Raw genomic sequence first — 23275 nt, 5'->3', positions numbered from 1 at the left:
AGCTCAGAGCCCGGTGACTTTGGCGCTCGCCGACAGCTCGTAGACGAGGGTGACCGTGCGGCGGCAGCCGGGCGGGAGGGTGACACTCCACCGGGCGATGCCCTCGGCGTCGACCACGTCGGGCGCCGGGGAGCATGAATCCTTGTGCAGGCGTATCTCCACCGCCGAGACCTCGGAGACCGGGATCCGCTCCCGAAGGACGACCACCCGCTCGCCGTGCTCCCCGGGGGCGGAGAACCGGGACAGGTGCAGCCGGACCGTGCGGGTGACCACGGTCCGCTGGGTGATTCCGGCGGAGTCGCGGGACTCCTCGGCATGCCGGACCACCCTGGAATCGTCGCAGCTGCCGAAGGCCAGCTCAACGGGGGCGCCGGGGGCGGTGAAGTCCAGCGTGCCACGGCCGCTGAATCCGCTGCCGCGGACCAGATCCACAGGCCCGGCGAGCAGCGCGTGGCCGGACAGGTTGTCGAACCGCACCACCTGGGTGACCAGCGGCGACGCCTCGGGTGAGCAGGCGTACTCACTTCGCACGGCCGTGGTGAACGCGGAGAGCGGCACCCGGTGGGCGCGGCCGTCACCGGGCACCGAGACCGGCGCGGAGGATCTCAACACCCGCACCTCGCCGCCGTCGTCCACCCCCGGCAGGCCGAGCACCGGGGCCGGGCCGAGGTCCCCGATCTCCTCCTCGCGCAGCTCGACGTCGACCGTGCGGCGCTCCGCTGCGGAGCGGTCCTTGAGCGTCAGCCGGTCCTCGCCCAGCCGTGGCGGATCGGCGGCCAGCGCCGAGCGGGCCGTCGACAATGTCAGCCGTACGTCCGACCAGTCCTCACCGGTGCGCTGCCAGACCATCGCGTCGGTCTCCAGTGTCAGGGAGTCCCCGTCGAGCACGGCGCGGTAGGCGGGTCGCCACAGTGCACACGGGGTGAGGTGGCTCAGGCGCAGCCCGACCGGCCCGGCGACCGCGGCCTCCACGGTCAACTCGATATGGCCGACCAGCTCGGCGGGCTCCTCCTCGGAGAGGTGCATGGCACGCTGGGCTTCCCCGAGTTCGGCGGCGAGGGCGGCCAGCCGGGCCTCCACGGTGCGGAGTTGCTCGCCGTGCGCGTCGCGCTCGTCGTCCACCCGGTCCAGTTCGAGGGCCCAGCGCGGCCGTTCGGCCTCCCCGGAGCCGGCGCCTTCGCCGATCTCCCGCAGCAGATCGACGGCGAGGCGGCCGAGCAGGTCAATGCGGGCATGCAGCCGGTCGCGTCGCTGCCCCAGGGCCAGCCGCTCCTCTTCGAGGGCGTGTACGCGGTGGCGCAGGGCGGAGTCGTCGTCGGTGGACGGCAGCGGCCCGCGCGGCGTCCAGCTGCGGACGATCCGCACGTCGAGCACGGTCGCGGGGCGATCGGCGGTCAGCTCGGCATGGAGGGTCCGGTCGACGGCCAGCGCACTGACCGGCCCGAGACGCAGCCGCTGGACCCCGGCCTCCAGGTCGAGCACGACGGCGCGCTCGATGTGGGCGCGATCCTCAAGGCACGTGACGGCGGTGATGGGGAGGGCGATCGTCTTCGGGGCCGTGGACATGGCGTGTGTCAGCTCCTGCGGTTGCCGCCGACCAGGGCCTTGCCGGTCGGGATGCGGATCTCGTAGCCGCCGTCGAGGGCGGCAGTGCAGCCTGCGGGCAGGTCCAGTCGCCAGACGCGGGTGCCCGGGGCATGGCGATCGGGCCCCGTGCCTTCGTCGGGTGCCGTCCAGTCGGCCCGTTCCTCGATCCGGACGTCCGGTTCGGAGGTGACCGGCACCCGCTCGCGGACTTCGACCGTGACGGGCCTCGCGAGCCGGTTGGCCAGTTCCACGTGGACGCGGTGGTCGAGCACGGTGGTGTTGTTGCGCAGGCCCGAGGTCGACTCGTGCAGGTTCGTACGGCGGGTGACCCGGATGCCCTCGGCCGGTCCGAGCCCCACCTGGCGGACACCGCCGGGGGCGAGCGTGGGCAGTGCGGCGGTCAGCAGGAAGTCGTCGTCGACGGTGACCTCCACCGGGCCGGCCAGCAGTGCCTGGTCGGTGGCGTTGGAGAGCACCAACGTCGCGTACACGGTCTGCTCCACGGACGGCACGCAGAGGTACTCGGTACGCAGGCCGACCGGGATCTCGCCGACGGTGACGGTGTGCCAGGTGCCGTCCGACGGAATGTCGGCGCGGGCGGTGGCATCGAAGCGGTGGTCGAAGGAACCCGCCGATTCGCGGGGCCGCACGGCCTGTCCGGGCAGCGGCAGCGCGGCCACCGCTTCGGCGCGGCGGCGGTACTCGGCCGCCAACGGGTCGAAGGGAGAGCCGGGGAACAGCCGGCCTCTGCGACTGGCCTGCTCGTCGGGGCCGCACAGGACGAGGGCGGCGTAGTCGAGTTCGGCGCCGCTCGGCTGCGGGGGACCGGCCGCCGGTGCCGGAGGGGGTGGCGGCGCAGCCCGGCCAGGAGCCGCGGGCGCCATGGCGGCGGGGGCACCTGCGAAGGACCTGCCGCCGGTACGCGACCTGGCGCCGGGTCGCGCCCCAACCGGCTGCGCGGGGGCGGGCATCGCGCTGCGGAAGTCCTCCGGGGGAGCGCCGTACGCACCGCCGGGCACCGGGAGAGCGCCCGGGGGAGCGCCGTAGCCCTGCGGTGCGGGCGGCGTTGGCGGTGGCGGGACGGGACCGGGGGCGGCACCGGCCCCGACAGCCGCGGGTGCGGCGGTGGTGGCCGGGCCAGGGCCTGCCGCCTCGTACCCGGAGAACAGGTCGACCAGCCCGGCCGGGGGCTCGCGCCAGCCGGAAGGCGCGGGGGCGGGCTGACGGCGTCCGATCCGGATCGAGCGGAGCTTCGGCAGGTCGGTGCGGCGCCGAAGATCTGCGGTGGCCAGGGCGATGCGCACGCTGGTCCAGTCCTCGCCGGTCCGCTGGGCGACCGAGGCGCGCAGCACCAGACGGCCGCTGCCGTCGCCCTGACGGTGAGTGAGACGGTAGGTCGGCACCCAGACGGCGCCCGGCACCCCGTATTCCAGCTCCAGCTCCACCTCGGCGTCACCGGTGCCGTCGAGGGTCAGGACCGCGCAGACCGTGGTCTCCACGTGCGCCGGCGGTGCGTCGGTCGAGGTGCGGGCGAGCCTGTCGGCGGCGACGGTGAGTTCGTGCTCGACGCTGCGCAGCGCCTCTTCCAGCTCGACGAGGCGGGTGTGCAGTCCCGTCAGCCGCTCGTCGACGAAGCCGGCGAGCTCCAGCCATGCGTCGACCGGGGTGCGGCGGTGCGGGTCCTCGCGCTTGCGGGCAGGCGGGACCGGGTGGAGAGCGCTGACCTCCTCGATCAGACTCAGCTGCCGGTCCCGGCGTCCCTCGGCCGCCGCGTACGCGTCGCGCAACCGCTCGAACTCGCGCCGCAACTCGTCGGGCGCCCCCGTCGCGAGGGGCTTCGCCTCGACTTCCACGCGGGCCTCGGTGACGCGCACTCCGGGGGTGCCCAGGACACGGGCCCGCAGCGAAACCGGGTCCAGCGAGCGGGGCAGTCCCGTCACCCGTACCCGGCCGTCGGGCGGCACACTGCCCCGCGCCAGGCGGCGGCAGACCGCGCCCTGCGCGTACACCACGACCGAATCGAGGGTCGACCCCCACCTGTGTGCCGGCTCAGCCGTCATGTACTCCGCCCCCCGCGCCGCGTTCATGCTGAGCGAAGCCTACGCCCGGCCGGTCGGAGCGTCGGCCTAAGCTGCCGTCCGGCACCGGCCTCGACCCAGGAGCGCACCTCATGTCCGACCCCGCCCAGAAGCCCCCGTATCCCGACGCCCTGCGACCGGACGACGCACCCGCACCGCACGCACTGCTCGCGCCGGTGACCGGGTTGTTGGGTACCTGGACCGGCCGCGGCCGGGGCGGATATCCGACGCTCGACGAGGAGTTCACGTACGCGCAGGAGGTCACCTTCAGCCACGACGGGCGGCCGTTCCTCCACTACGAGGCGCGCGCCTGGCTGCTCGACGCGGACGGTACCCCGCTGCGGCCGTCGGCCCGGGAGAGCGGCTGGTGGCGGCTCCAACCCGATGGACGGGTGGAGGCGTTGATCACCCAGCCCACCGGAATCGCGGAGATCCTGGTCGGCAGTGCCGTCGCCGGCACGGTCGAGCTCAGCAGCCACTAGGTGGCGCTCACGCCCACGGCCAAGGAGGTGAACGCCACCCGCCGCCGCTACACCGTGACGGACGAGGAGACGCTCGACTTCGTCCATGACCTCGCGGCGGTCGGTCAGCCCCTGCAGCACCACCTTTCGGCACGGCTCCGACGGAAGCCCTGACCAGGCGTCAGGCGTCGGGTGTCAGGCATGCGGTGCGATCCCATTCACGGCTTCCGCTCGGCCGGCCGGCCGGCGTAGTCCTCCACCAAGTCGGCGATCTTCACGGTCAGGGCGTCGATTCGGTGCCGGTCCTCGCGCTGGTTGCGCAGGCTGTGCTCGAGTGCCCGGAGGCTGGCCAGGGCGGCCGGTTCCCGGCGCCTCACCTCGTCGAGCAGAGGCGTGGTGATGAGGTCCAGGCATTCGGTGAGCAGGAGCCGGGTGGCCGGGACGGGGGGAGCCGGGTCGGGGGCGGCGAAGCCGGTGGTCAGGTACCGCGCGGGATCGGTGAGGCTCCAGCCGACGACGGTTCCGTGCTGGACCAGGAGCGCCACGTCGGGGGCGATGCCGATGCGGGCCTCCAGAGGCTCGTCGAGGACGTCGAGGTCGCGCAGGCAGGTGAGCACTGTGTCTCCGGGGGCGCGGCAGAGCTCCGTGGTCACCTCCAGGCGGAAGTCCCGGGCCTCGTCCGCGCGGAGGCCGCCCGGGTGGACGAGGGGTGTGGCGGGAACGCGGGCGGAGTCCTCGGCATCGGCGGCCTCTCCGGCCAAATGAAGCTCGGCGCCGACCAGTTCGAGGCGGCCCTGATCGAACCGGAGCTCGTCAGGCGTGTCCCACAGCCACGGCCCACTGCCGAACGTGTCCAGCAGGAACCGCTGCCATTCCTCCACGTTCGCGTACTCCGCGATGCGCACACGAAAGTCCCAAAAATCGAAGCGCGGGGTGATGTGCAGCGGATCGCCCGTCGCCGTCGCGGTCCAGTTGTCGTCGATGGTGATTCTCATGGTGAACGTCACCTCATCTGACCTGCTCTGCGGGAGCCATGTAGCCGTTCTTGGCCGGAATCCTGCCCTCCACCACGTCTGCGTGCGTAATCGGCTTACCGGGGTCGGTGGGCAAGCCGCCCAGCGCCTCGGCCCCGGAAGGACCCTTGATGCCGGACGAACCGTATGCCGTGATGACGTTGCCTGCCCCCTGACGGTCAGCCCGGACCACCACGATGTCCTCACCTTGACGGAAGATCAGGTTTCCGCTGCCCGCCGTCGAGTGGTACACCGCGTCCGGCTTCTTGAGGATCTCCATGACCATGTCCTCAGTGAAGCCATGGTCGTCCGCGTGGTAGTTGCCGGCCTTCTTCATCTTGCCGTCCTGCGCCCTCTGGATGACCTCGTCCAGAGCCTTGTGGGCATCCTCCCTGGCCTTCTGTGCCTTCTCCTCCTTCGTGTACTTGGGCATGAGGCCCAGCGGGTCGCACCCGGTGTACGGGTTGTCCACGTAGGCGACGGGGTTCGGTGCGGGAGCGAGGCCGAGGGGGTCGGGGGAGGTGTAGCGGCCGCTCTCCGGGTCGTAGTGCCGGAGGTAGTTGTAGTGGAGGCCGGTCTCGGGGTCGAAGTACTGGCCGGGGAAACGCAGCGGGGTGTAGGTGCTGCTGCCACGGGCCCAGGCGGTGGTGCCCCAGAGCGTGCTCCGGCTGCGCCAGGCGATGTCGCCGGACTCGTCGATCAGTTCGGTGGGGGTGCCGATCAGGTCCGTGGCGATGGCGAAGAAGCGGCGGTCGATCTCCGCCTGGCGGTCGTCGGCCGTGAGGATCCGTTCGGTCTGGGACAGGGGAACGACGCCACGGTGGTCCCAGGTCAGGGCGATCGCGTTCGGCTGGTCCGGCTGGTGGGTGGTCTGTTCGCACAGGGTCAGGCCGTCCCAGGTGAAGCGGACTTCCTCCACCACGGTCTCGCCGTCGGCTGCCAGGCGCTGTTTCGCGGTGCGGCGGCCCAGGGGGTCGTAGCGGTACCTCCACCGGGTCCCGTCGGGGGTGGTCACGGAGGTGAGGCGGTTCTCCGTGTCCCACGCGTAGCGCCAGGTGTCCGGCTTGCGGGAGAGGCGGGTCTTCTGCCGCAGGACGACCCTGCCGAGGGCGTCGTGCTCGAAACGCACGCCTCCGGCTCGGGTGATGGTGGTGCCGGTGTAGGCACGTGGTCCGGTGGCCTCGCTGCCGGGGTGGCCGGACGGCCAGGACGCCGAGGTCTGGTTGCCGGCGTCGTCGTAGGCGTACCGCTCCGTCCAGCCCCGGGCGTGGACGGCGGTGACCCGGCCCGCGCGGTCGAGATCGAAGGTGCGGGTGCCCGACAGCCGGTCCGCGACGGAGGTCAGGTGACCGTCCACGCGGTAGGAGTAGGCGCGGCTGTTGACGGCGCGTCCCCCGGCGGTGATGTGCTGCTCGGAGAGCCGTCCGGCCTCGTCCCAGGCGGTGGTCACGGTGATCGCGTCGCCGAAGACGCGGGCCAGCTCGCGTCCGGCGGCGTCGTGGGTGAAGTCGACGCGATGGCCGCCGGTGGTGAGGCGATGGGCCTGTCCGTCGGCGCCGTAGGCGTAGGAGGTGACGTGACCCGTGGGCGTGGTGCGGCGCGTACGGCGGCCCAGGACGTCGTACGCGTACATGATGGGGCGGCCGTCGACCAGTTCCGTCTTGGTGAGACCGCGACGGTCGTACTGGTACCGCAGTTCGCCGTCCGGTCCGGACGCCTCCAGCAGGCGACCGGCCCTGTCGTAGGCGTAGGTCGTCACCCGGCCGTCGACGTCCTTGAGGATGGCCCGGCCGAGCTGGTCACGCTCGAACTCGACGGTCCCGCCGAGCGCGTCGGTGCGGGCCGCGAGCCGGCCCGCGGCGTCCACCCGGTAGGTGAGGGTGCGGCCGTCGAAGTCGGTCTCGGAGACGATGTCGCCCGCAGCGTCGTACTCGTAACTCCAGGTCAGCCCCTGCGGGTTGACCACGCGGGTGAGGCGCAGCTCGGCGTCGTGCTCGAACTCGTAGCGCGCGCCGTCGGGCTGGGTGCGGGCGACCGGCAGGTCGAAGTGGGTGTACTCGAAGCGGGAGACGCCACCGGACGCGTCGGTGCGGGTGAGCAGGTTGCCCTCGCCGTCGTAGGTCCACGACTCCGTGGCGCCGTCGGGGCCCGTACGGCGTGCGAGCTGACCGTCCGCGTCCCACTCCAGGCGCGTGACGCCGCCCATCGGGTCTGTGACGCGGACCGGCCTGCCGAGGGCGTCGCGCTCGGTGCGGGTGACGGCGCCGGCCGGGTCGGTCACCTCCACGGGCAGACCCGCCGCGTCACACACCACGCGGGTCGTGGCCCCGAGGGCGTCGGTGACCGAGGTGAGCCGGCCGCCGTGGTCGTAGGTGTAACGGGTGGTGGTGCCGGCCTGGTCGGTGACCGCCGTGCGGTTGCCGCGTTCGTCGAACTCATGGACCACGCGGGTGCCGTCCGGCCCGAAGACCTCCACCGGCAGGCCGAACGGGCCGCGCACGGTGCGCAGTTCGCTGCCGTCGGGGCGGACGGCGGCGATCAGCCGGTCGTCCTCGTCGTACGAGAAGGCGGTGGTGAGGCCCAGCGGGTCGGTGCGGGACAGGGTGTTGCCGCGCGGGTCGTGGGTGAACCGGGTGGTGTGGCCGAGCGGGTCGGTGATGGCCAGGAGCCGGCAGCCGGGGCCGTACACGTGGCGGGTCGCGTGCCCGTCGGGGGTGGTGATCGTGGTGGTGTGGTGGCCCGTCCCGGGGTCGGGTTCGGTGTACGCCAGCGTGATCTGGACGTGGCCCGCCTCGCCGCCCTCCGCCACGACGCGGTCGCGGTCGTCGTAGACGTAGTCGTAGCGGCTTCCGTTGGAGTCGATCCAGGCGATGACGCGGCGGCGGTCGTCGTAGACGAAGGTGGTGGTGGCGCCGGACGGCTTGGTGACGGTGGTGAGGTCGCCGTCCTCGTAGCCGTAGCCCATCAGCGGCAGGTCCGTGCCGCCCTCGCCCGCGCCGGCCAGGGACAGGGCGGTGACCAGGCCGTCGGCGACGGACAGCTTCATCTGGTGGCCCGCCGAGTGGACCAGGGCGAGCGGCAGGCCGTCCTCGGTGCGGTCGACGGTGACGGAGTGGCCGTTGCGTTCGGTGATCCCGGACAGCCAGGCGTCGCCGTCGCCGCCCGGCTCGCTGCCGGACGGAGCGGTGAAGTGGAAGACCAGGCCGCTGTCGGGGTCGGTGACCGTGTAGTCGCCGTGGGCGTCGCGGGCCAGCAGGGTGCGGGCCCTGCCCGTCTCCGGCCGGGTGGGCGCGCCGGGGACCGGGTGCGGGTACGGGACCAGGAGCCCTTCGGCGGTGACGTGGACGACGCCGACGGCGTCGATCTCCAGACGCTCGTCGACGGTGGACGTCCAGGCGGGACCCAGGAAGCGGCCGGCCGCGCAACCGGACTCGGTGCGGCGGGTGAAGACCAGCGGCAGGATGCCGGGCAGTTCGACGTCGGTCTGGGGCAGGAACATCCGGCCCGTGGCGAGGTCCACCGGGTCGCCGCCGGCGTCGCGGTCGCCGTCCGGGGTGCGGTGGGTGCCGTCGGGGGAGTCGTCGACCAGCCTGCGCGCCTTCGCGGCGTCGGCCATGTCCGCGGCGATGCGCACGCCCTTCACCGCGGCGCCGCCTCCGCCGGTGGCCACGGTCAGCGCCGCGTCGGGCAGCAGACGGCCGAAGCCCTCGTACGGGTCCTTCATGAAGTCGCTGACCATCTGACGGCCGGTGCCGATCGGGTCGTTGGCGGCGACCACCAGTCCCGCGGCCAGGCTGTTGAGCGACGTGGCGTACTCGGCCGGGTGCGTGATGTTGTACGGGTCCAGGGGGTTGACCGCGCGGACGAAGTTCAGGATCCCCGCGGTGCCCTTGATGATGCCGCCGCCGACGTGGTCTCCCATGATCTGCAGTTCCTGGAGCCCGTCGCCCAACTGCTGGGCGTACGAGGGCTTCTCCGGGGCCTTGTCACGCGCGGCGCGGACCGCGGTGCGCGCGGTCTCCGCGGCCGTGTTCCGCTGCTTGCGGGCCTCGGCGAGGATGTCCTGCGCCTCCTGCAGCAGCTTCTTGCCGGGGTCCTCGAACGTCGCGGCGGGGCGGGGAGGAAGCGTCGACGGGTCGCGCTTGTCGGCGGGCTGGGCGTTGTACCGGTCGACCGCGCTGTTGAAGTCGTCGACCTTCTTGCGGTGCGCGTCGGCGGCGTCCGTGGAGGCCTTGGTGCCCTCCTTCCACTTGTCGATCGCCGTCTGCGCCTGTCCCTGCGCCCAGGTGACCGTGCCGGCGAACGCCCACAGCGCGGCGGCCGCCTTCTCGCAGGCGTCGGCTCCGGTGAACCACTTGGGCGGCTGGTTGCGCACGGCGGCCCGCAGCGCCTCGGCCGCCTCGCCCTTGAGCTGGGAGGAGTCGAGGCCCTTGAGGCCCTCGGCGGCGTTGTCGAAGGCCGTCTGGAAGGCGCGGAGTTTCTTGGCGGTGGAGGTGATCTCGTCCGGGCTGCCGTAGATCAGCTTGGTCTTGTCCTCGGTCTGTCCGAGGTCCATCTCGTCGACCTCGGCGCCCATCCGGTTGGCGACCGAACGGGACTGCTCGCGCACCCAGTCCGCACCGGACTCCCAGCCGACCTCGTCCAGCCGGTCGGCGGTCCAGTTCCCGGCGTCCTCGACCCGGTTGCCGGCCCACTCGACGCCGTCCTCGACCACGTTCTCGACCGAGTCGGGCGTGATGTCACTGATGAAGTCGCCGATACCCATGGTCAGTTCCCCCCGGACTCACCCTGCTGCTGCGCCTGTTGGGCGCGCTCCTCCGGCGACGGGCCGAAGGTGTCGTCCAGCGCCTGGTTCCACTGGTCGTCGGAGATGCCGAGCGCGTCGTTGAGCAGCTCCGACTGCCGGCCGCCCCGGCCCTCGGTGAGGACGGTGCGGCCGGTGTCCTTCCACGTCTGCCCCATCTCCTGACCGGCCTGATCCCACGACTCGGCGCTCCAGTCCGGGTTCAGGTAGTCCGGCGTGAACACGTCGCCCCAGTCCTGCTGGGTGATCTCCTCCTCGGTGGCGTGCGGGCTGCCGCCCATCACGGAGTTGACGCCCACCTTGAGTGCGCCCTCGACGTACTGGTCGTGCTCCCACTGGGTGCCCGCCGCCAGGCCGAGGCGGTTCGCGATCGCGCCGGCGTCGCTCACCAAGGCGCGCACACCCCACTCCCAGCGCTCGCAGAAGTCCTCGAAGTCGACCGAGAGGCCGTGGTGCCCGGCCTCCATCCCGGTCATCGACAGCCCCGAGAAGCCCTTGCCCATCACCGAACCCGTGGCGCCGCCGAGTTCACCGAGCTGGTCGATGGTCGCGCCCACGCCCTGCGTGAACTTCGCGACAGACGCCTTGTCGAAGTTCAGATCCGCCCCGTCACCGCCCATGGCCGCGCCCCCCTGCCTCACCGGAGTCGACGGCGACGCCGTCCGGAACGATGCCGACGACCGGCGGGAAGAACATCGACCCGTCCTCGGTGGCGATGTCGACGGCGAGGCCGGCGGGCTCGTCCAGGGACGGCACGACCTCGTCGACGATGCGCGCGCCCAGCAGCGCCGCGTAGTCCATGGGCTGATCTCCGGACGGGTGAAGCAGGGCGAACCGGGCCAGTGCGGCCTCGTCGGTGAACCCGCAGATCCACCGCACCCCGCCCGAACGCGCCGACCAGAGACCTCCGCCGGCCGTCGGCACCAGAAGGACCGAGCGCCGCATCTCACCGACCAGCGCACGAGGGTCACCGACTCCCCTTCTCCGCTCGGCTATTCGCTCGGCGAGCGCTGTCCTTGCCTGCTCCACGGCCCCTCCCGCCTCGTAGGTGACTGATGGCACCGCAGATCAGGACGCGCGGAATGGCAGGGTCGGTTCTCGTGAGGTCCGCTCGGGGCCGACTGGTCTCAGGGCACGGGAGTCGCCGGCCGGTGCTGATGGAGATCGCCCTGGGAACGGCCCCCCGTCACGGGAGGTGTCATCGCGCTGATGAGCAACACTGCTTACGGTAGGCCGACTTGAGGCTCCGGCCATCAGGTGTACGCGCACGTGCTCTGGACGTCATCGAGGCAAGCCGGCGCGGGCCCGGAACGCGGTGGCGCTCGCGAGGCGGTGGGCGCATAGGTCCTGTCCGGCCGATCGTGCCGGGCTCGCGTGCCCTGGCACGCCCTGGTGAGTGTCTTTTGGATCTTGCCGGGGAACACAGAACCGCCCCGGCCGGACGCAGTGCCAACCGGGGCGGAACGAGGTGCGGACGTCAGCCGAGGATCGCCAGCGCCTGCGTGAACGCCGCCGAAGGACGCATGACTGCCGCGGCCTTGAACGCGTCGGGCAGGTAGTAGCCGCCGATGTCGGCCGGCGAGCCCTGCACCGCGAGCAGCTCGTCGACGATGGTCCGCTCCTGCTCGGTCAGTGTCTTGGCGAGCGCGGCGAACGCCTCGGCGAGCTGCACGTCGTCGGTCTGCTTCGCCAGCTCCTGCGCCCAGTAGAGCGCCAGGTAGAAGTGGCTGCCGCGGTTGTCGATGCCGCCGACGCGGCGGGTCGGCGACTTGTCCTCGTTCAGGAAGGTCGCGGTCGCGCGGTCGAGGGTGTCGGCGAGCACCTGGGCGCGCGCGTTGCCCGTGGTCTGCGCCAGGTGCTCGAAGCTGGCCGCGAGCGCGAAGAACTCGCCCAGGCTGTCCCAGCGCAGGTAGTTCTCCTTGACCAGCTGCTGGACGTGCTTCGGGGCGGAGCCACCGGCGCCGGTCTCGAAGAGCCCGCCGCCGTTCATGAGCGGGACGACCGAGAGCATCTTGGCGCTCGTGCCGAGCTCCAGGATCGGGAACAGGTCGGTCAGGTAGTCACGCAGGACGTTGCCGGTGACGGAGATCGTGTCCTCGCCGCGGCGGATGCGCTCCAGGGAGAACGCGGTCGCCTCGACCGGCGGCATGATCTCGATCTGCAGGCCATCGGTGTCGTGGTCCGCGAGGTACGTCCTGACCTTGGCGATCAGCTGCGCGTCGTGGGCGCGGCCTTCGTCGAGCCAGAACACGGCCGGCACGCCGGTCGCTCGGGCGCGCGTGACGGCGAGCTTGACCCAGTCCCGGATCGGCGCGTCCTTGGCCTGGCACATGCGGAAGATGTCACCGGCGCCGACCACCTGCTCGAGGACGGCGTTTCCGTTGCTGTCGACGACGCGGACCGTGCCCGTGACGGGGATCTCGAAGGTCTTGTCGTGGCTGCCGTACTCCTCGGCCTTCTGCGCCATCAGACCGACGTTCGGGACCGAGCCCATCGTGGAGGGGTCGAAGGCGCCGTTGGCGCGGCAGTCGTCGATGACGACCTGGTAGACGCCGGAGTAGCTGCTGTCCGGGAGCACCGCGAGGGTGTCGGCCTCCTCGCCGGCGGGGCCCCACATGTGACCGGAGGTGCGGATCATGGCCGGCATGGAGGCGTCGACGATGACATCGCTCGGTACGTGCAGGTTGGTGATGCCGCGGTCGGAGTCGACCATCGCCAGCTCGGGCCCCTCGGCGAGCTCGGCCTCGAAGGAGGCCTTGATCTTCACGCCCTCGGGCAGCGACTCCAGGCCCTTGAGGATGCCGCCGAGACCGTCGTTCGGGGTCAGGCCGGCCGCGGCGAGCGTCTCGCCGTACTCGGCGAACGTCTTCGGGAAGAAGGCGCGTACCACGTGGCCGAAGATGATCGGGTCGGAGACCTTCATCATCGTGGCCTTCAGGTGCACCGAGAACAGCACGCCCTCGGCCTTGGCGCGGGCGATCTGCGCCGTGAAGAACTCGCGCAGCGCCGCCACGCGCATCACGGACGCGTCCACGACCTCGCCCGCCAGTACGGGCACCGACTCACGCAGCACGGTGGTGCTGCCGTCGTCCCCCGCCAGCTCGATGCGAAGCGAGCCGTCCTCGGCGATGACCGCGGACTTCTCGGTGGAGCGGAAGTCGTCGGCGCCCATGGTCGCGACGTTCGTCTTCGAGTCGGCCGTCCACGCGCCCATCCGGTGCGGGTGCGCCTTGGCGTAGTTCTTGACCGACGCCGGGGCGCGGCGGTCGGAGTTGCCCTCGCGCAGCACGGGGTTGACGGCGCTGCCCTTGACCTTGTCGTACCGCGCGCGGACGTCCTTGTCCTCGTCGGTCTTCGGGTCGTCCGGGTAGTCGGGCAGTGCGTAGCCCTGCTCCTGCAGCTCGGCGATCGCCGCCTTCAGCTGCGGAATCGAAGCCGAGATGTTCGGCAGCTTGATGATGTTCGCACCGGGGGTCTTGGCCAGCTCACCGAGCTCGGCGAGCGCGTCGTCGACGCGCCGGCTCTCCTCGAGGCGCTCCGGGAAGCTGGAGATGATCCGCCCCGCCAGGGAGATGTCACGGCTTTCCACAGTGACCCCGGCCGTCGAGGCGTACGCCTTGACCACAGGCAAGAACGAATACGTCGCCAGGGCCGGGGCCTCGTCGGTGTGCGTATAGATGATGGTCGAGTCAGTCACCGGGTGCTCCGCTCCACGTCTGCAACATTGCTCGACATCAAGATATCTCGTGACCGACCCCCTCTCGACAGGGCCCTGCCCCACCAATGTCGAGCGATCAGGAGGAAGGCTCAGCCACAACGAGCCAGTCGTACGCGGCCTGCGCCGTGAACTCGCTCTGCCCGCCCGCGAACAGCAGCCCCGCCGCCAGGAACGCCGGGTCGCCGGCCGTCCCGGGCACATACGGAACGGCGACGCAGCGCATGCCGGCCGCGTGCGCCGCCGCCGCTCCCGGAGGCGCGTCCTCCAGCACCACACAGTCGGCGGGCGAGGCACCCAGACGGCGCGCGGCCTCCACGAACACGTCGGGCTCCGGCTTGCCCTGCGCGACCTCCTCGGCGGAGACGATCGTGGGGATGAACGCGTCGAGTCCGGTGCCGGCGAGCACGGCCTCAATGGCGGCGCGGGAGGAGCCGGAGGCCACCGCCATCGGCACCCCGGCCGTGTGCAGCCGCTCCACGAACTTCCGCATCTCGGGGAACACGTCCGTCGAAGCGCGCGCCAGCTCCAGATAGTGCCGGTTCTTCCCGGCGAGCAGCTCGTCGACCGGCGCCTCGATCCCGTACTCCTCGCGCAGCACCTCCAGCGTCTCCCGCGTCCCGATGCCGATGAACCGCGTGTGGTGCTCCCAGCTGAAGTCCGCCACGCCGTGCTCGGCCAGGAGGCGGCGCCCCGCCTCGTAGTAGTTCGGCTCGCTGTCCACGAGCGTGCCGTCGAGATCGAAGATGACCGAAGGGGTACCCGGAGTGCTCATGCGCTCCAGCATGCCAAGACGGGGTTCACCGTGAGGTACCGGCGGCCCTGCCCACCGACTCGACCAGCGGCAGCAGCCGGTGCGGCACCCGCTCGCGCAAGGCCATCTCGGTACGCGTACGCACCACACCGGGCAGCTGGATCAGCCGCTGGATGACGTCCTCGAGATGTCCGTTGTCCCGCGCGGCGACCCGGGTCAGCAGATCTCCGCCGCCGGTGATCGAGAACGCCTCGATGATCTCGGGCAGCGCGGCGAGCGCGTCTCCGACCTCGTCCAGATGTCCCTGGGTGACCTCGATATGGACGAAGGCGAGCACCGGATGACCGAGGGCGGCGAGGGAGAGGTACGGACCGGTGCCGGTGATCACGCCGTCCCGCTCCAGGCGGTCGATCCTGGCCTGCAGGGTGCCGCGGGCGATGCCGAGGATCCGGGCGTACTCGCGCACGCTGGTGCGCGGCTGCTCGATCAGCAGCCGCAGGATCCGGGTGTCCAGTGCGTCCACTGTCATGGTCCGTTGGCCTCCCTCTGGTGCAGGCGTTGTGTCTTTGGCTGTGCCAATGGCTCAGCCTATCGTGATCGATTTGAGCCAATGTGCCTTGTGATGCTTTCCTCTGCACAGAGAGGGCGCTGCGCAGCGCCGGAACGGCGACGGAGCCCGACCGGACCCGCGGCGCCTTTGCCATGTCTGCAGAGGGTGCTGAACAGCAAGGGGGCGGGACGGCCGTCGTGAAGAGCGTGACCGGCGTGAAGAGGATGTTCGTCGCCCCCGATCCGGGGCGTCTGCGGCTGCGTGTCTCCGCGCGCGCCGTGCTCGGCGTCAGTCTCGCGGTGGCCGCGGCCGAGCTGGCCGGGCTCTCCCTCGTCGCCTCGATCACCGGAGGACTCGCCGCGCTCCTCGCGCTGTTCACCGTCGGGGACCCGACCGTGCGCCGCCAGGCCGTCACCACCGCCCTGCTGCCCGCCGCGGGCTTCCCCGTACTCGCCCTCGCGACCACCCTGCACGGGCTCCCGCCGCTTCGCGCCGCTGCCTGGCTCGCCGTGGTCTTCTGCGGTGTCTACGCCAGGCGCTGGGGCCCGCGCGGACATGCGCTGGGGATCTTCGCGTTCATGATGTTCTTCGTCACCCAGTTCCTGCACGCGGTCCCGGCCCAGCTGCCTGAGCTGTACGGCGCGGTGGCACTCGCGCTGGCCGCGACATCGGCCGTCCGCTTCGGCCTGTGGTGCATCGAGCGGCGTATGCCCCCGCCCGCCGCGCCGGCCCCGCTCCCCGGCCGCGGACTCGCCCGCCCCACCACTCGCCAGGCGTTCCAGGCGACCGTGGCCTGTGGCGTCGCGATCGCCGCCGGACTGCTGATCTCCCCCGACCGCTGGTACTGGGCCGTCGGGACCGCCTGGTGGATCTTCGTCAACACGGCATCGCGCGGCGAGACCCTGGTCCGCGGTTTCCGCCGGGTCGTCGGTACGGTCACGGGCATCGCCGCCGGGCTGCTGATCGCGATCCCCATCGCCGGCGCGCCCGCCCCCACCGCGGCCCTGGTCGCCGTCTGCGTCTTCGGCATCTTCTACACGGCCGCGCCCTCGTACAGCTGGATGATGTTCTTCGTCACCGTCATGGCCGGTCTGCTGTACGGGCTCCTCGGGGTCCTGCACCCCGGTCTGCTGCTCCTCCGCTTCCAGGAGACGGCGGTCGGCGCGCTCGGCGCCGCCCTCGGCGTCGCGCTGATCCTGCCCGTCAGCACCCATGGCGCGACCGACGCCTGGATCCGCCGCGCGCTGCACTGCGTGCACGGCTGCACCACCACGGCCGCGCGCCGGCTGGCGGGCGACGAGCAGGCCGATCCGGCGCCGCTCGCCGCCGAGCTGGAGCTGCTGCTCGGCCGGGTACGCCACTCCCTCGCCCCGCTCGTCCACCCGCTCAGCCCGCTGCGGGCCCGCAAGGCGCGCGCCCGCCAGGTGATCGGGCTGCTCGACGACTGCGCGCGTGCGGTGCGCGGCCTCGCCACCGTCGCCGCCGACCCGGACGCTTCCCACGACGCGCGGCTGGCCGCCGCCTGCGCCCGGGTCGAAGCGGCTGTGCATGCGCTGGTGCCGCCCGTCACCGGGCAGGCGAAGGCCCACATCGTCTCCGTACCGGCCCCGCGGCATCATCCAGGGGCCGAGGCCGCCCTCACGCATCTGCACGGGCTGGAGAGGGCGCTCGAGGACCTTGCCGCGCCCCTGTGTACCTCCCCGCGCGCCCCCCTCGTGCCCGCCTGACCTGGCGCATCGACACATGGCCAGGAAATGAGGCAATTTCACCTGGCACACACAGGGTAGATCAGCCTGTTCAAGGGGTAACCACAGCGGCATCCACATACGTCCCCTCCAGGACGGGACCCCGGGGGTGCACACCATGCGGAAGTTTTTGCTCAGAGCCCTGCGCCGGACCGGCACACGGGTGGAAGCACACGAGTGGGCGGACGCTCAGGCGCCCGACGCCCGCTGCCCGGTGGGCCACGCCGAGCAGCCGGTCGCGGGCCCGCCGGCGTCCCGCCGTGAACTGGTCGAGGAGGCGGAGGAGTTCCTCCGGCTCCATCACCGGGAGGAGGAGGCGAGCGGCGACTTGGCCGCCCGGATCGCCGCCGTACACGCGGAGATCGAGGCGACCGGCACCTACCGCCACACCGCCGCCGAACTCGTTTACGGCGCACGCGTCGCCTGGCGCAACAGCAACCGGTGCATCGGCCGGCTCTACTGGCGCTCCCTGCAGATACGCGACCGCAGACACGTCGACGACGCCGACGGCGTGGCGCGCGAGGCGGCACAGCACCTGAGGGAGGCCACCAACGGCGGCCGGATCCGCCCCCTGATCACCGTCTTCGCCCCCGACGCACCCGACCGTCCAGGACCGCGGATCTGGAACGAGCAGCTCGTACGGTACGCGGGCTACGCCGCCGACCACGGGTCCGCCGTCGGCGACCCGCGCAACGCGGGGATCACCGAACGCGCCTTCCAACTCGGCTGGCCCGGCGGCCCCGGCACGCACTTCGACCTGCTGCCCCTGGTGATCGAGGACGGGGACCGCAAACCGCGCTTGTTCGAGCTGCCGCGCGACGCCGTACTCGAAGTGGAGCTGCACCACCCCGAGCAGAGCTGGTACGGGGGTCTCGGCCTGCGCTGGCACGCCGTACCCGCGATCGCGAACATGTGCCTGGAGATCGGCGGGATCTGCTACCCCGCGGCCCCCTTCAACGGCTGGTACATGGGTACCGAGATCGGCGCCCGCAACCTCGCCGACACCGACCGCTACAACCTGCTGCCGCGTATCGCCGAGAAGTTGGGCCTGGACACCTCCAGCGACCGCTCGCTCTGGAAGGACCGGGCGCTGGTCGAGCTGAACCGCGCCGTACTGCACTCCTTCGACCGCGCCGGAGTCACCGTCAGCGACCACCACACCGAGTCGCGCCGCTTCCTCACACACATGGACCGCGAGCAGAGCCGGGGCCGAGGTGTGGGCGCCGACTGGTCGTGGATCGTGCCGCCGATATCGGGCTCCGCGACACCCGTCTTCCACCGGACGTACGACCCGACCCAGTGGCGCCCCGCCTATGTCCACCACCCCGAGGCGATGGCACGCGCCCGGGGCGAAGGGTGCGTGTGACCGGAGTTGGTCTAGACCGCCTGCTACCGTCGGCCGGGCACCAAGCGATCAGTGGGCGGAGAGGGGACACGCTATGGGCGACAAGGGCGCAGGGCGGGCATTCATCGGGTCGTTCACCTCGGCAGGCGGCCGCGGGATAATCGCGGCCGCCGTGGACGGGGAGACCGGTGCGCTGACCGAGACAGGGGTGAGCGACGCCGTCGCCGACCCGTCGTATCTGGCCCTTGCTGTCGCGTCCGGCGGCACGGTCCTCTACACCGTCTCGGAGACGGCCGAAGGCGCGGTGGCGGCGTTCGACGTGGCCGGCGCATCACCGCGGCCGATCGGCGCGCGCGTGCCGGTGTGCGGCGCGGGACCCACGCATCTCGCGCTCGCCTCGGGCCATCTGGTCACCGCCAACTACGGCTCCGGCAGCGTCAGCGTGCTCCCCGTCGGGGCCGACGGCGAGCCGGGCGAGGCCAGCGGCGTACTGCAGCACGAAGGTGCCGGACCCCATCCGGACCGCCAGCGCGGACCGCACGCGCATCAGGTACTGCCCGATCCGACCGGACACTGGGTGCTCAGCGTCGACCTCGGCACCGATTCCGTACGGATCTGCGCGCTGCATCCCGCGACGGGCGAGCTGACACAGCACCGCGAGACCGCGCTGCGCCCCGGGACAGGGCCGCGCCACCTCGCCTTCCACCCGGCGGGCAGCCACGCCTATGTGCTGAACGAGCTCGAGCCGACCCTGACCGTCTGCCGCTGGGACGCCGACACGGGCGTCCTGGAGCCGGTCGCCGAGACGCCGGTACTGCCGGAGGGAGCGGCCGGGCCGAGCTACCCGTCCGAGGTGGTCGTCTCGCACGACGGCCGCCACCTGTGGGCCGCCAACCGCGGCCACGACAGCATCGCCGTCATCGCGCTCGACGAGACACGCGAGCGGGCGGAGCTGGTCACCACGGTGCCGTGCGGCGGCCACTGGCCGCGCGATCTGGCCCTGGACCCGTCGGGGCGCAGGCTGTACGCGGCCAATGAGCGCTCCGGGGACGTCACCTGGTTCGACATCGACCAGGAGACGGGCGTGCCGCGCAGGGCGGGCTCCATCGATGTTCCCGCAGCCTCCTGCGTGGTCTTCGCCTAGGAATTCCCTGTCCGCCCGGTGGCACGCGCAAGGGCCCGCACCTGGTCGACCGTTCGACCGGTGCGGGCCCTTCTGCGTACTTGTGGCAGAGCCGTCAGAGAGACGGCGACCCCTGCGGCTGCGGGGCGATGCCCAGCGCGGTCGTGTACTGCGACAGCACGAGCTTGCCGATCGCCGGGTAGGGGCCGAGCGGCTCGGCGGCGGCGCAGCCCGCCTCCTTCGCGGCGGCGTCGAGCAGACCCTCGGGCAGCTCGGGGCCCACGAGGTACGGGGCCAGGGCGAGGTTCACCGAGCCGGAGCCGCGCAGCTGGTCGGCGATCGCGCCGATCGCGCCCTCCTGGTCGAGCGCGGCGGCCATCACCGGCACCGCGAGCCGCGCGGCCAGCAGCATTCCGGTGATCCCGGCGGCCTGGACGGCCTCATCGCCGCCGACCGTGGCCAGGATGATGCCGTCGGCGGCCGTGGCCACGGTGAACAGCCGGGCGCGGTCGGCGCGCGCCAGACCGGCCTCCGAGAGCCTGACGTGCAGGGCCTCGGCGAGCAGCGGGTGCGGGCCGAGGACGTCGGTCAGCTCGGCGCTGGCGCGGCTGTCCATGACGGCCTGACGGATGCGGCGCATCAGGGCGTTGTCCGGTCCCGCGAGGAGCGGCACCACGACGGCGGCGGGGCCCTCGGGCGCGGCCACTTCACGGCCGGCGGCCTTGGCGATCTCGTACCGCTCGACACGCTTGGCGGCGGTGTGCGCGAGGACACGCTCGAGCGTGGGGTACTCGGTGTCGTCGCCGTCGAGGTAGCCGATGGCGACCTCGAGGCCGGGCAGCTCGGAACGAGCGATGCTTATGACCTCTTCGGCCAGGCTGCGCGTGGCCGGCGCGGGAGCGCCCGGCACGGCGAGCACGAGCGCGGGCGCGCCCTCAGGAGCCGCCACGGGTTCCGGGCGGCGGTGCCGCCCGGACTGGCGGGGTCGCGGCATTCGTACAGGCAGGCCGGATGCCGGCCCAGTGGGGGTGCTCATGGCGCCGCATGCTACTGGTTTTGAGGGCGCGACTGTTCGGGGAGGGGGCCTTCAAGCGTCATCTGTCCATATTTATCCGATGCATATCGTACGCCTTACCTGTCCTGCTCTGTCGGTACGTACAGCAGTGCCGGATGGCGTGGCAGCCGCAGCGTATCGGTGGCGAGCGCGGCAGCGAGAAGCAGTGCCCCGGCGAGCGGATCGCCGGCCGCCGACACCGGCCGTGCGTACGGCAGTTGTCCGGCGAGCTCCGCCCTCAGCGGTACGAGAAGAGGGTCGCCCAGCTTGAACAGCCCTCCGGTCAGGGCGACTTCGCAGCCCTCGGGCATCTCGTCGGCCGGCGGGCACACGGCCGCGGCCGCCTCCGCGATGTGCCCCGCGGCACGGGCGAGGACGTCCGCGGCCACCTCGTCGCCGTCCGCCGCGCAGCGGGCGACTTCCGGGGCGAACGAGGCCAGTACTGCGGGCCGGTCGGCGCGGGGATAGAGCAGTCCCGGCAGCTCCGGCGCGGGACCGAACACCGACTCCATCCGCGCCAGCAGCGCGGCCGAGCCGCCCCTGCGCCCGTCGTGGGCGCGCAGCGCGGCCTCGAGACCGGCCCGGCCGATCCAGGCACCGCCGCCGCAGTCGCCCAGCAGATGACCCCAGCCGTCCGCCCGGTGCCAGTCGGTCAGATCGGTGCCCAGCGCGATCATGCCGGTGCCCGCCGCGACGACGGCTCCGGGCTGTTGGCCGAGCGCCCCGGCGTATGCGGTGACCGCGTCGGCGGCGAGCGCCAGGCGCCGTACGCCCAGCGAACTCGCGAGCGCGGCGGGGAGTTCGGCGCGCAGCTCGCCGCCCAGCGTCGCCATTCCGGCGGCGCCGATCGCGACCGCGGACACGGTGCCGCCTCCGGCCCGGTCGAGGAGGGTGCGCACCATCGGTAGCAGCTGGTCCAGCAAGTGCCCGGCTTCGATGCCCGCGGCACCGGTGCGTACCGGCTCGCGCGACACCTCGGTGTCGGCCTTTCCCGGGTTCCCGGCCTCCGCGAGCGCGGCCCGCAGGCCCGAACCGCCGGAGTCCACCCCCAGAACCCGGCGCATGCTCACGGAAGTCGCCACTCCACCGGCTGCGCCCCCTGGCGCTCCAGCAGCTCATTGGTCCGGCTGAACGGGCGCGAGCCGAAGAACCCGCGGTCCGCGGACATGGGGGAGGGATGCGAGGACTCGATCGCCGGAAGATCGCCGAGCAGCGGCCGCAGATTGCGGGCATCACGCCCCCACAGCACGGACACCAGGGGCTTGCCGCGCGCGGCGAGAGCCCGGATGGCCTGCTCGGTCACCTCCTCCCAGCCCTTGCCGCGGTGCGCGGCGGGTTTTCGGGGCGCGGTGGTGAGCGCCCTGTTGAGCAGCAGCACCCCCTGTCCGGTCCACGGCGTGAGATCCCCGTTGGAAGGACGGGGGTGCCCCAGGTCCGCGTGCATCTCCCGGAAGATGTTGTCCAGGCTGCCGGGCACCGGCCGCACGTCGGGCGCCACCGAGAAGCTCAGCCCCACGGCATGCCCCGGCGTGGGATACGGATCCTGACCGACGATCAGGACACGCACCTCGTCGAACGGCTGCTGGAACGCGCGCAGCACATTCGGTCCGGCCGGCAGATAGGTGCGCCCGGCGGCGATCTCGGCGCGCAGGAAGTCGCCCATCGCGGCGACGCGTTCGGCCACGGGGGCGAGCGCATCGGCCCACCCGGGCTCGACGATTTCTTTCAACGGTCGTGCTGCCACGGAGCGTCACTCTACTGGTGCAGCGACCACCCCTCTCAACCCATGGCCGCTGCCCGCACACAGAGCACATCCGGCAGATGGGAGGCGAGCAGCTGCCAGCTGTCCCCGTCGTCCGCGCTCGCGTACAACTCGCCGTTGCGATTGCCGAAGTAGACACCGGCCGGATCCGCGTCGTCCGTGCACAGGGCGTCCCGCAGCACCGTCCCGAAGTGATCCCCCTCGGGGAGTCCGGCCGACAGTGCCTCCCAGCTGCCGCCCGCGTCGCTCGTACGGTAGACGCGACAGCGACGCCCGGCCGGGACGCGGTCCCCGTCCGCCGTGATCGGGAAGACATAGGCGGTGTCGGGGCGGTGCGGGTGCGCAGCCACCGCGAAGCCGAAGTCGGACGGCAGACCCGCGCCGATGTCGGTCCACTTGGCGCCCGCGTCGTCGCTGCGGTACACACCCCAGTGGTTCTGCAGATACAGCCGGTCCAGATCGCCCGCGTCCTGTGCGATCTTGTGGACGCACTGCCCGAACTCCGGGTTGGGGTCCGGCAGGAAGACCGCGGAGACCCCCTGGTTGGACGGCGCCCAGCTCGCTCCGCCGTCCCGCGAGCGGAACACCCCGGCCGTCGACACCGCGACCGTCACGGCCTCCGGGTCACGGCGGTCGGTCACCACCGTGTGCACGGCTTCGCCACCGCCACCCGGGACCCACTTCGAGCGGGTCGGATGCTCCCACAGGGGCCGTACGAGCTCGAAGGTCTCGCCGCCGTCCTCCGAGCGGAACAGCGCCGCCGGCTCCGTGCCCGCGTACACCACGTCCGGGGCGGCGGGACCGGCCGGATGCAACTGCCAGACCCGCTCCAGGGACGTCCCCGTGTCCTTGGGGAACTTCACCGCCGGCTTCGCCGGCTCGGCCCAGGTCCCGCCCAGGTCGTCGGAGTGGAACACCGAGGGGCCCCAGTGCGCGCTGTCGCCGCCGACCAGGAGGCGGGGCACCGACCTGCGCGTATCGATCCCGATCGAGTAGACGGCCTGCGCATTGAAGTGCGGGCCGTCGAACTCCCACGCGCCGCCGCGCCTGCGGCCGATGAAGAGCCCTTTGCGAGTACCTACGGTCAGTAGTACATCGGCCATCGCCGACACCTCCAGGACGCCGTTGTCTGGATATGGGCCAGTCTGCACCCGACCACTGACAGTGGCCTGTGGGTCGGGTCTTCGCGCAGGTCAGCCCGGTTGAAAAGGGTGTTCCGAAGCAGCACGAGTGGCCTCCTGCGTGGGGACGTACTCAGTAGACCGGCCAGGAGGCGAGAACTCA

General features: G+C 72.1%; 16 protein-coding genes and 1 pseudogene. 4 read left to right on the top strand and 13 right to left on the bottom strand.

The features are described 5' to 3' along the window. Positions 1-3 precede the first annotated feature (3 nt). Both SLUN_RS05335 and SLUN_RS05330 read right to left on the bottom strand, forming a co-directional pair. Positions 4-1566 (bottom strand): DUF4139 domain-containing protein, encoded by a 1563-nt coding sequence (locus SLUN_RS05335; protein ID WP_108147385.1) that lies wholly within the window; start codon positions 1564-1566, stop codon positions 4-6. Positions 1567-1574: 8 nt separating this feature from the next. Further along, the gene (locus SLUN_RS05330) at positions 1575-3647 is read right to left on the bottom strand and encodes a DUF4139 domain-containing protein (protein ID WP_108147384.1); all 2073 of its coding nucleotides are present in this window, start codon (positions 3645-3647) and stop codon (positions 1575-1577) included. A gap of 110 nt (positions 3648-3757) precedes the next feature. On the opposite strand from SLUN_RS05330, the pseudogene SLUN_RS05325 reads away from it, so the two are divergent. Continuing rightward, positions 3758-4300, top strand: a pseudogene (locus SLUN_RS05325) (nitrobindin family protein). 44 nt (positions 4301-4344) lie between these two features. On the opposite strand, the gene SLUN_RS05320 reads toward SLUN_RS05325, so the two are convergent. From SLUN_RS05320 to SLUN_RS05290, 7 genes are all read right to left on the bottom strand, one after another. Continuing rightward, positions 4345-5121, bottom strand: coding sequence for a hypothetical protein (locus SLUN_RS05320; protein WP_108154547.1), 777 nt, complete (start codon positions 5119-5121; stop codon positions 4345-4347). A gap of 13 nt (positions 5122-5134) precedes the next feature. Continuing rightward, positions 5135-9904, bottom strand: coding sequence for a putative T7SS-secreted protein (locus SLUN_RS05315; protein ID WP_108147383.1), 4770 nt, complete (start codon positions 9902-9904; stop codon positions 5135-5137). Between the two features lie 2 nt (positions 9905-9906). Next, complete coding sequence (locus SLUN_RS05310; protein WP_108147382.1) at positions 9907-10563, bottom strand: hypothetical protein; 657 nt, start codon at positions 10561-10563, stop codon at positions 9907-9909. Then, positions 10553-10972, bottom strand: a complete 420-nt coding sequence (locus SLUN_RS05305; protein WP_175314171.1) for a hypothetical protein — start codon at positions 10970-10972, stop codon at positions 10553-10555. Before SLUN_RS05305 ends, SLUN_RS05310 begins: the two co-directional genes overlap by 11 nt. 448 nt (positions 10973-11420) lie before the next feature. Further along, positions 11421-13640 (bottom strand): NADP-dependent isocitrate dehydrogenase, encoded by a 2220-nt coding sequence (locus SLUN_RS05300; RefSeq protein WP_108147380.1) that lies wholly within the window; start codon positions 13638-13640, stop codon positions 11421-11423. A gap of 97 nt (positions 13641-13737) precedes the next feature. Further along, positions 13738-14433 carry an HAD family hydrolase gene (locus tag SLUN_RS05295; RefSeq protein WP_108154546.1) on the bottom strand — a complete coding sequence of 232 codons (696 nt, stop codon included), beginning with the start codon at positions 14431-14433 and terminating at the stop codon, positions 13738-13740. A 25-nt stretch (positions 14434-14458) separates the two neighbouring features. After that, positions 14459-14941: an Lrp/AsnC family transcriptional regulator gene (locus SLUN_RS05290; RefSeq protein ID WP_108147379.1), complete on the bottom strand. Its 483-nt coding sequence runs from the start codon at positions 14939-14941 to the stop codon at positions 14459-14461. Positions 14942-15186: 245 nt separating this feature from the next. Here SLUN_RS05290 and SLUN_RS05285 point away from each other — a divergent pair, with 245 nt between their 5' ends. From SLUN_RS05285 to SLUN_RS05275, 3 genes are all read left to right on the top strand, one after another. Further along, complete coding sequence (locus SLUN_RS05285) at positions 15187-16689, top strand: FUSC family protein (protein WP_108154545.1); 1503 nt, start codon at positions 15187-15189, stop codon at positions 16687-16689. A 136-nt stretch (positions 16690-16825) separates the two neighbouring features. After that, entirely contained in the window at positions 16826-18073 is a 1248-nt protein-coding gene (locus SLUN_RS05280; RefSeq protein WP_108154544.1) for a nitric oxide synthase oxygenase, read from the top strand. 73 nt (positions 18074-18146) lie between these two features. Then, positions 18147-19196: a lactonase family protein gene (locus SLUN_RS05275; protein WP_108147378.1), complete on the top strand. Its 1050-nt coding sequence runs from the start codon at positions 18147-18149 to the stop codon at positions 19194-19196. A 94-nt stretch (positions 19197-19290) separates the two neighbouring features. Here the strand turns inward: SLUN_RS05275 and SLUN_RS05270 are convergent, their stop codons facing one another. The 4 genes from SLUN_RS05270 to SLUN_RS05255 all read right to left on the bottom strand — a co-directional run bounded on the left by SLUN_RS05270 (position 19291) and on the right by SLUN_RS05255 (position 23094). Beyond that, positions 19291-20211 (bottom strand): sirohydrochlorin chelatase, encoded by a 921-nt coding sequence (locus tag SLUN_RS05270; protein WP_108147377.1) that lies wholly within the window; start codon positions 20209-20211, stop codon positions 19291-19293. Positions 20212-20306: 95 nt separating this feature from the next. Further along, the gene (locus SLUN_RS05265) at positions 20307-21293 is read right to left on the bottom strand and encodes an N-acetylglucosamine kinase (protein ID WP_108147376.1); all 987 of its coding nucleotides are present in this window, start codon (positions 21291-21293) and stop codon (positions 20307-20309) included. Between the two features lie 2 nt (positions 21294-21295). Continuing rightward, complete coding sequence (locus SLUN_RS05260; RefSeq protein WP_108147375.1) at positions 21296-21973, bottom strand: uracil-DNA glycosylase; 678 nt, start codon at positions 21971-21973, stop codon at positions 21296-21298. A 35-nt stretch (positions 21974-22008) separates the two neighbouring features. Beyond that, complete coding sequence (locus tag SLUN_RS05255; protein ID WP_108147374.1) at positions 22009-23094, bottom strand: WD40/YVTN/BNR-like repeat-containing protein; 1086 nt, start codon at positions 23092-23094, stop codon at positions 22009-22011. Positions 23095-23275: the final 181 nt, after the last annotated feature.

Source organism: Streptomyces lunaelactis (assembly GCF_003054555.1).
Lineage (GTDB): Bacteria > Actinomycetota > Actinomycetes > Streptomycetales > Streptomycetaceae > Streptomyces > Streptomyces lunaelactis.
This window is presented reverse-complemented; position numbering and strand designations above follow the sequence as displayed.

What these genes read in the sequence shown, in the direction of transcription:
- SLUN_RS05335 (WP_108147385.1), bottom strand. Translation starts at nt 1,566, where the DNA reads ATGTCCACGGCCCCGAAGACGATCGCCCTCCCCATCACCGCCGTCACG.
- SLUN_RS05330 (WP_108147384.1), bottom strand. Translation starts at nt 3,647, where the DNA reads ATGACGGCTGAGCCGGCACACAGGTGGGGGTCGACCCTCGATTCGGTC.
- SLUN_RS05320 (WP_108154547.1), bottom strand. Translation starts at nt 5,121, where the DNA reads ATGAGAATCACCATCGACGACAACTGGACCGCGACGGCGACGGGCGAT.
- SLUN_RS05315 (WP_108147383.1), bottom strand. Translation starts at nt 9,904, where the DNA reads ATGGGTATCGGCGACTTCATCAGTGACATCACGCCCGACTCGGTCGAG.
- SLUN_RS05310 (WP_108147382.1), bottom strand. Translation starts at nt 10,563, where the DNA reads ATGGGCGGTGACGGGGCGGATCTGAACTTCGACAAGGCGTCTGTCGCG.
- SLUN_RS05295 (WP_108154546.1), bottom strand. Translation starts at nt 14,433, where the DNA reads ATGAGCACTCCGGGTACCCCTTCGGTCATCTTCGATCTCGACGGCACG.
- SLUN_RS05290 (WP_108147379.1), bottom strand. Translation starts at nt 14,941, where the DNA reads ATGACAGTGGACGCACTGGACACCCGGATCCTGCGGCTGCTGATCGAG.
- SLUN_RS05285 (WP_108154545.1), top strand. Translation starts at nt 15,187, where the DNA reads ATGTTCGTCGCCCCCGATCCGGGGCGTCTGCGGCTGCGTGTCTCCGCG.
- SLUN_RS05280 (WP_108154544.1), top strand. Translation starts at nt 16,826, where the DNA reads ATGCGGAAGTTTTTGCTCAGAGCCCTGCGCCGGACCGGCACACGGGTG.
- SLUN_RS05275 (WP_108147378.1), top strand. Translation starts at nt 18,147, where the DNA reads ATGGGCGACAAGGGCGCAGGGCGGGCATTCATCGGGTCGTTCACCTCG.
- SLUN_RS05270 (WP_108147377.1), bottom strand. Translation starts at nt 20,211, where the DNA reads ATGAGCACCCCCACTGGGCCGGCATCCGGCCTGCCTGTACGAATGCCG.
- SLUN_RS05265 (WP_108147376.1), bottom strand. Translation starts at nt 21,293, where the DNA reads ATGCGCCGGGTTCTGGGGGTGGACTCCGGCGGTTCGGGCCTGCGGGCC.
- SLUN_RS05255 (WP_108147374.1), bottom strand. Translation starts at nt 23,094, where the DNA reads ATGGCCGATGTACTACTGACCGTAGGTACTCGCAAAGGGCTCTTCATC.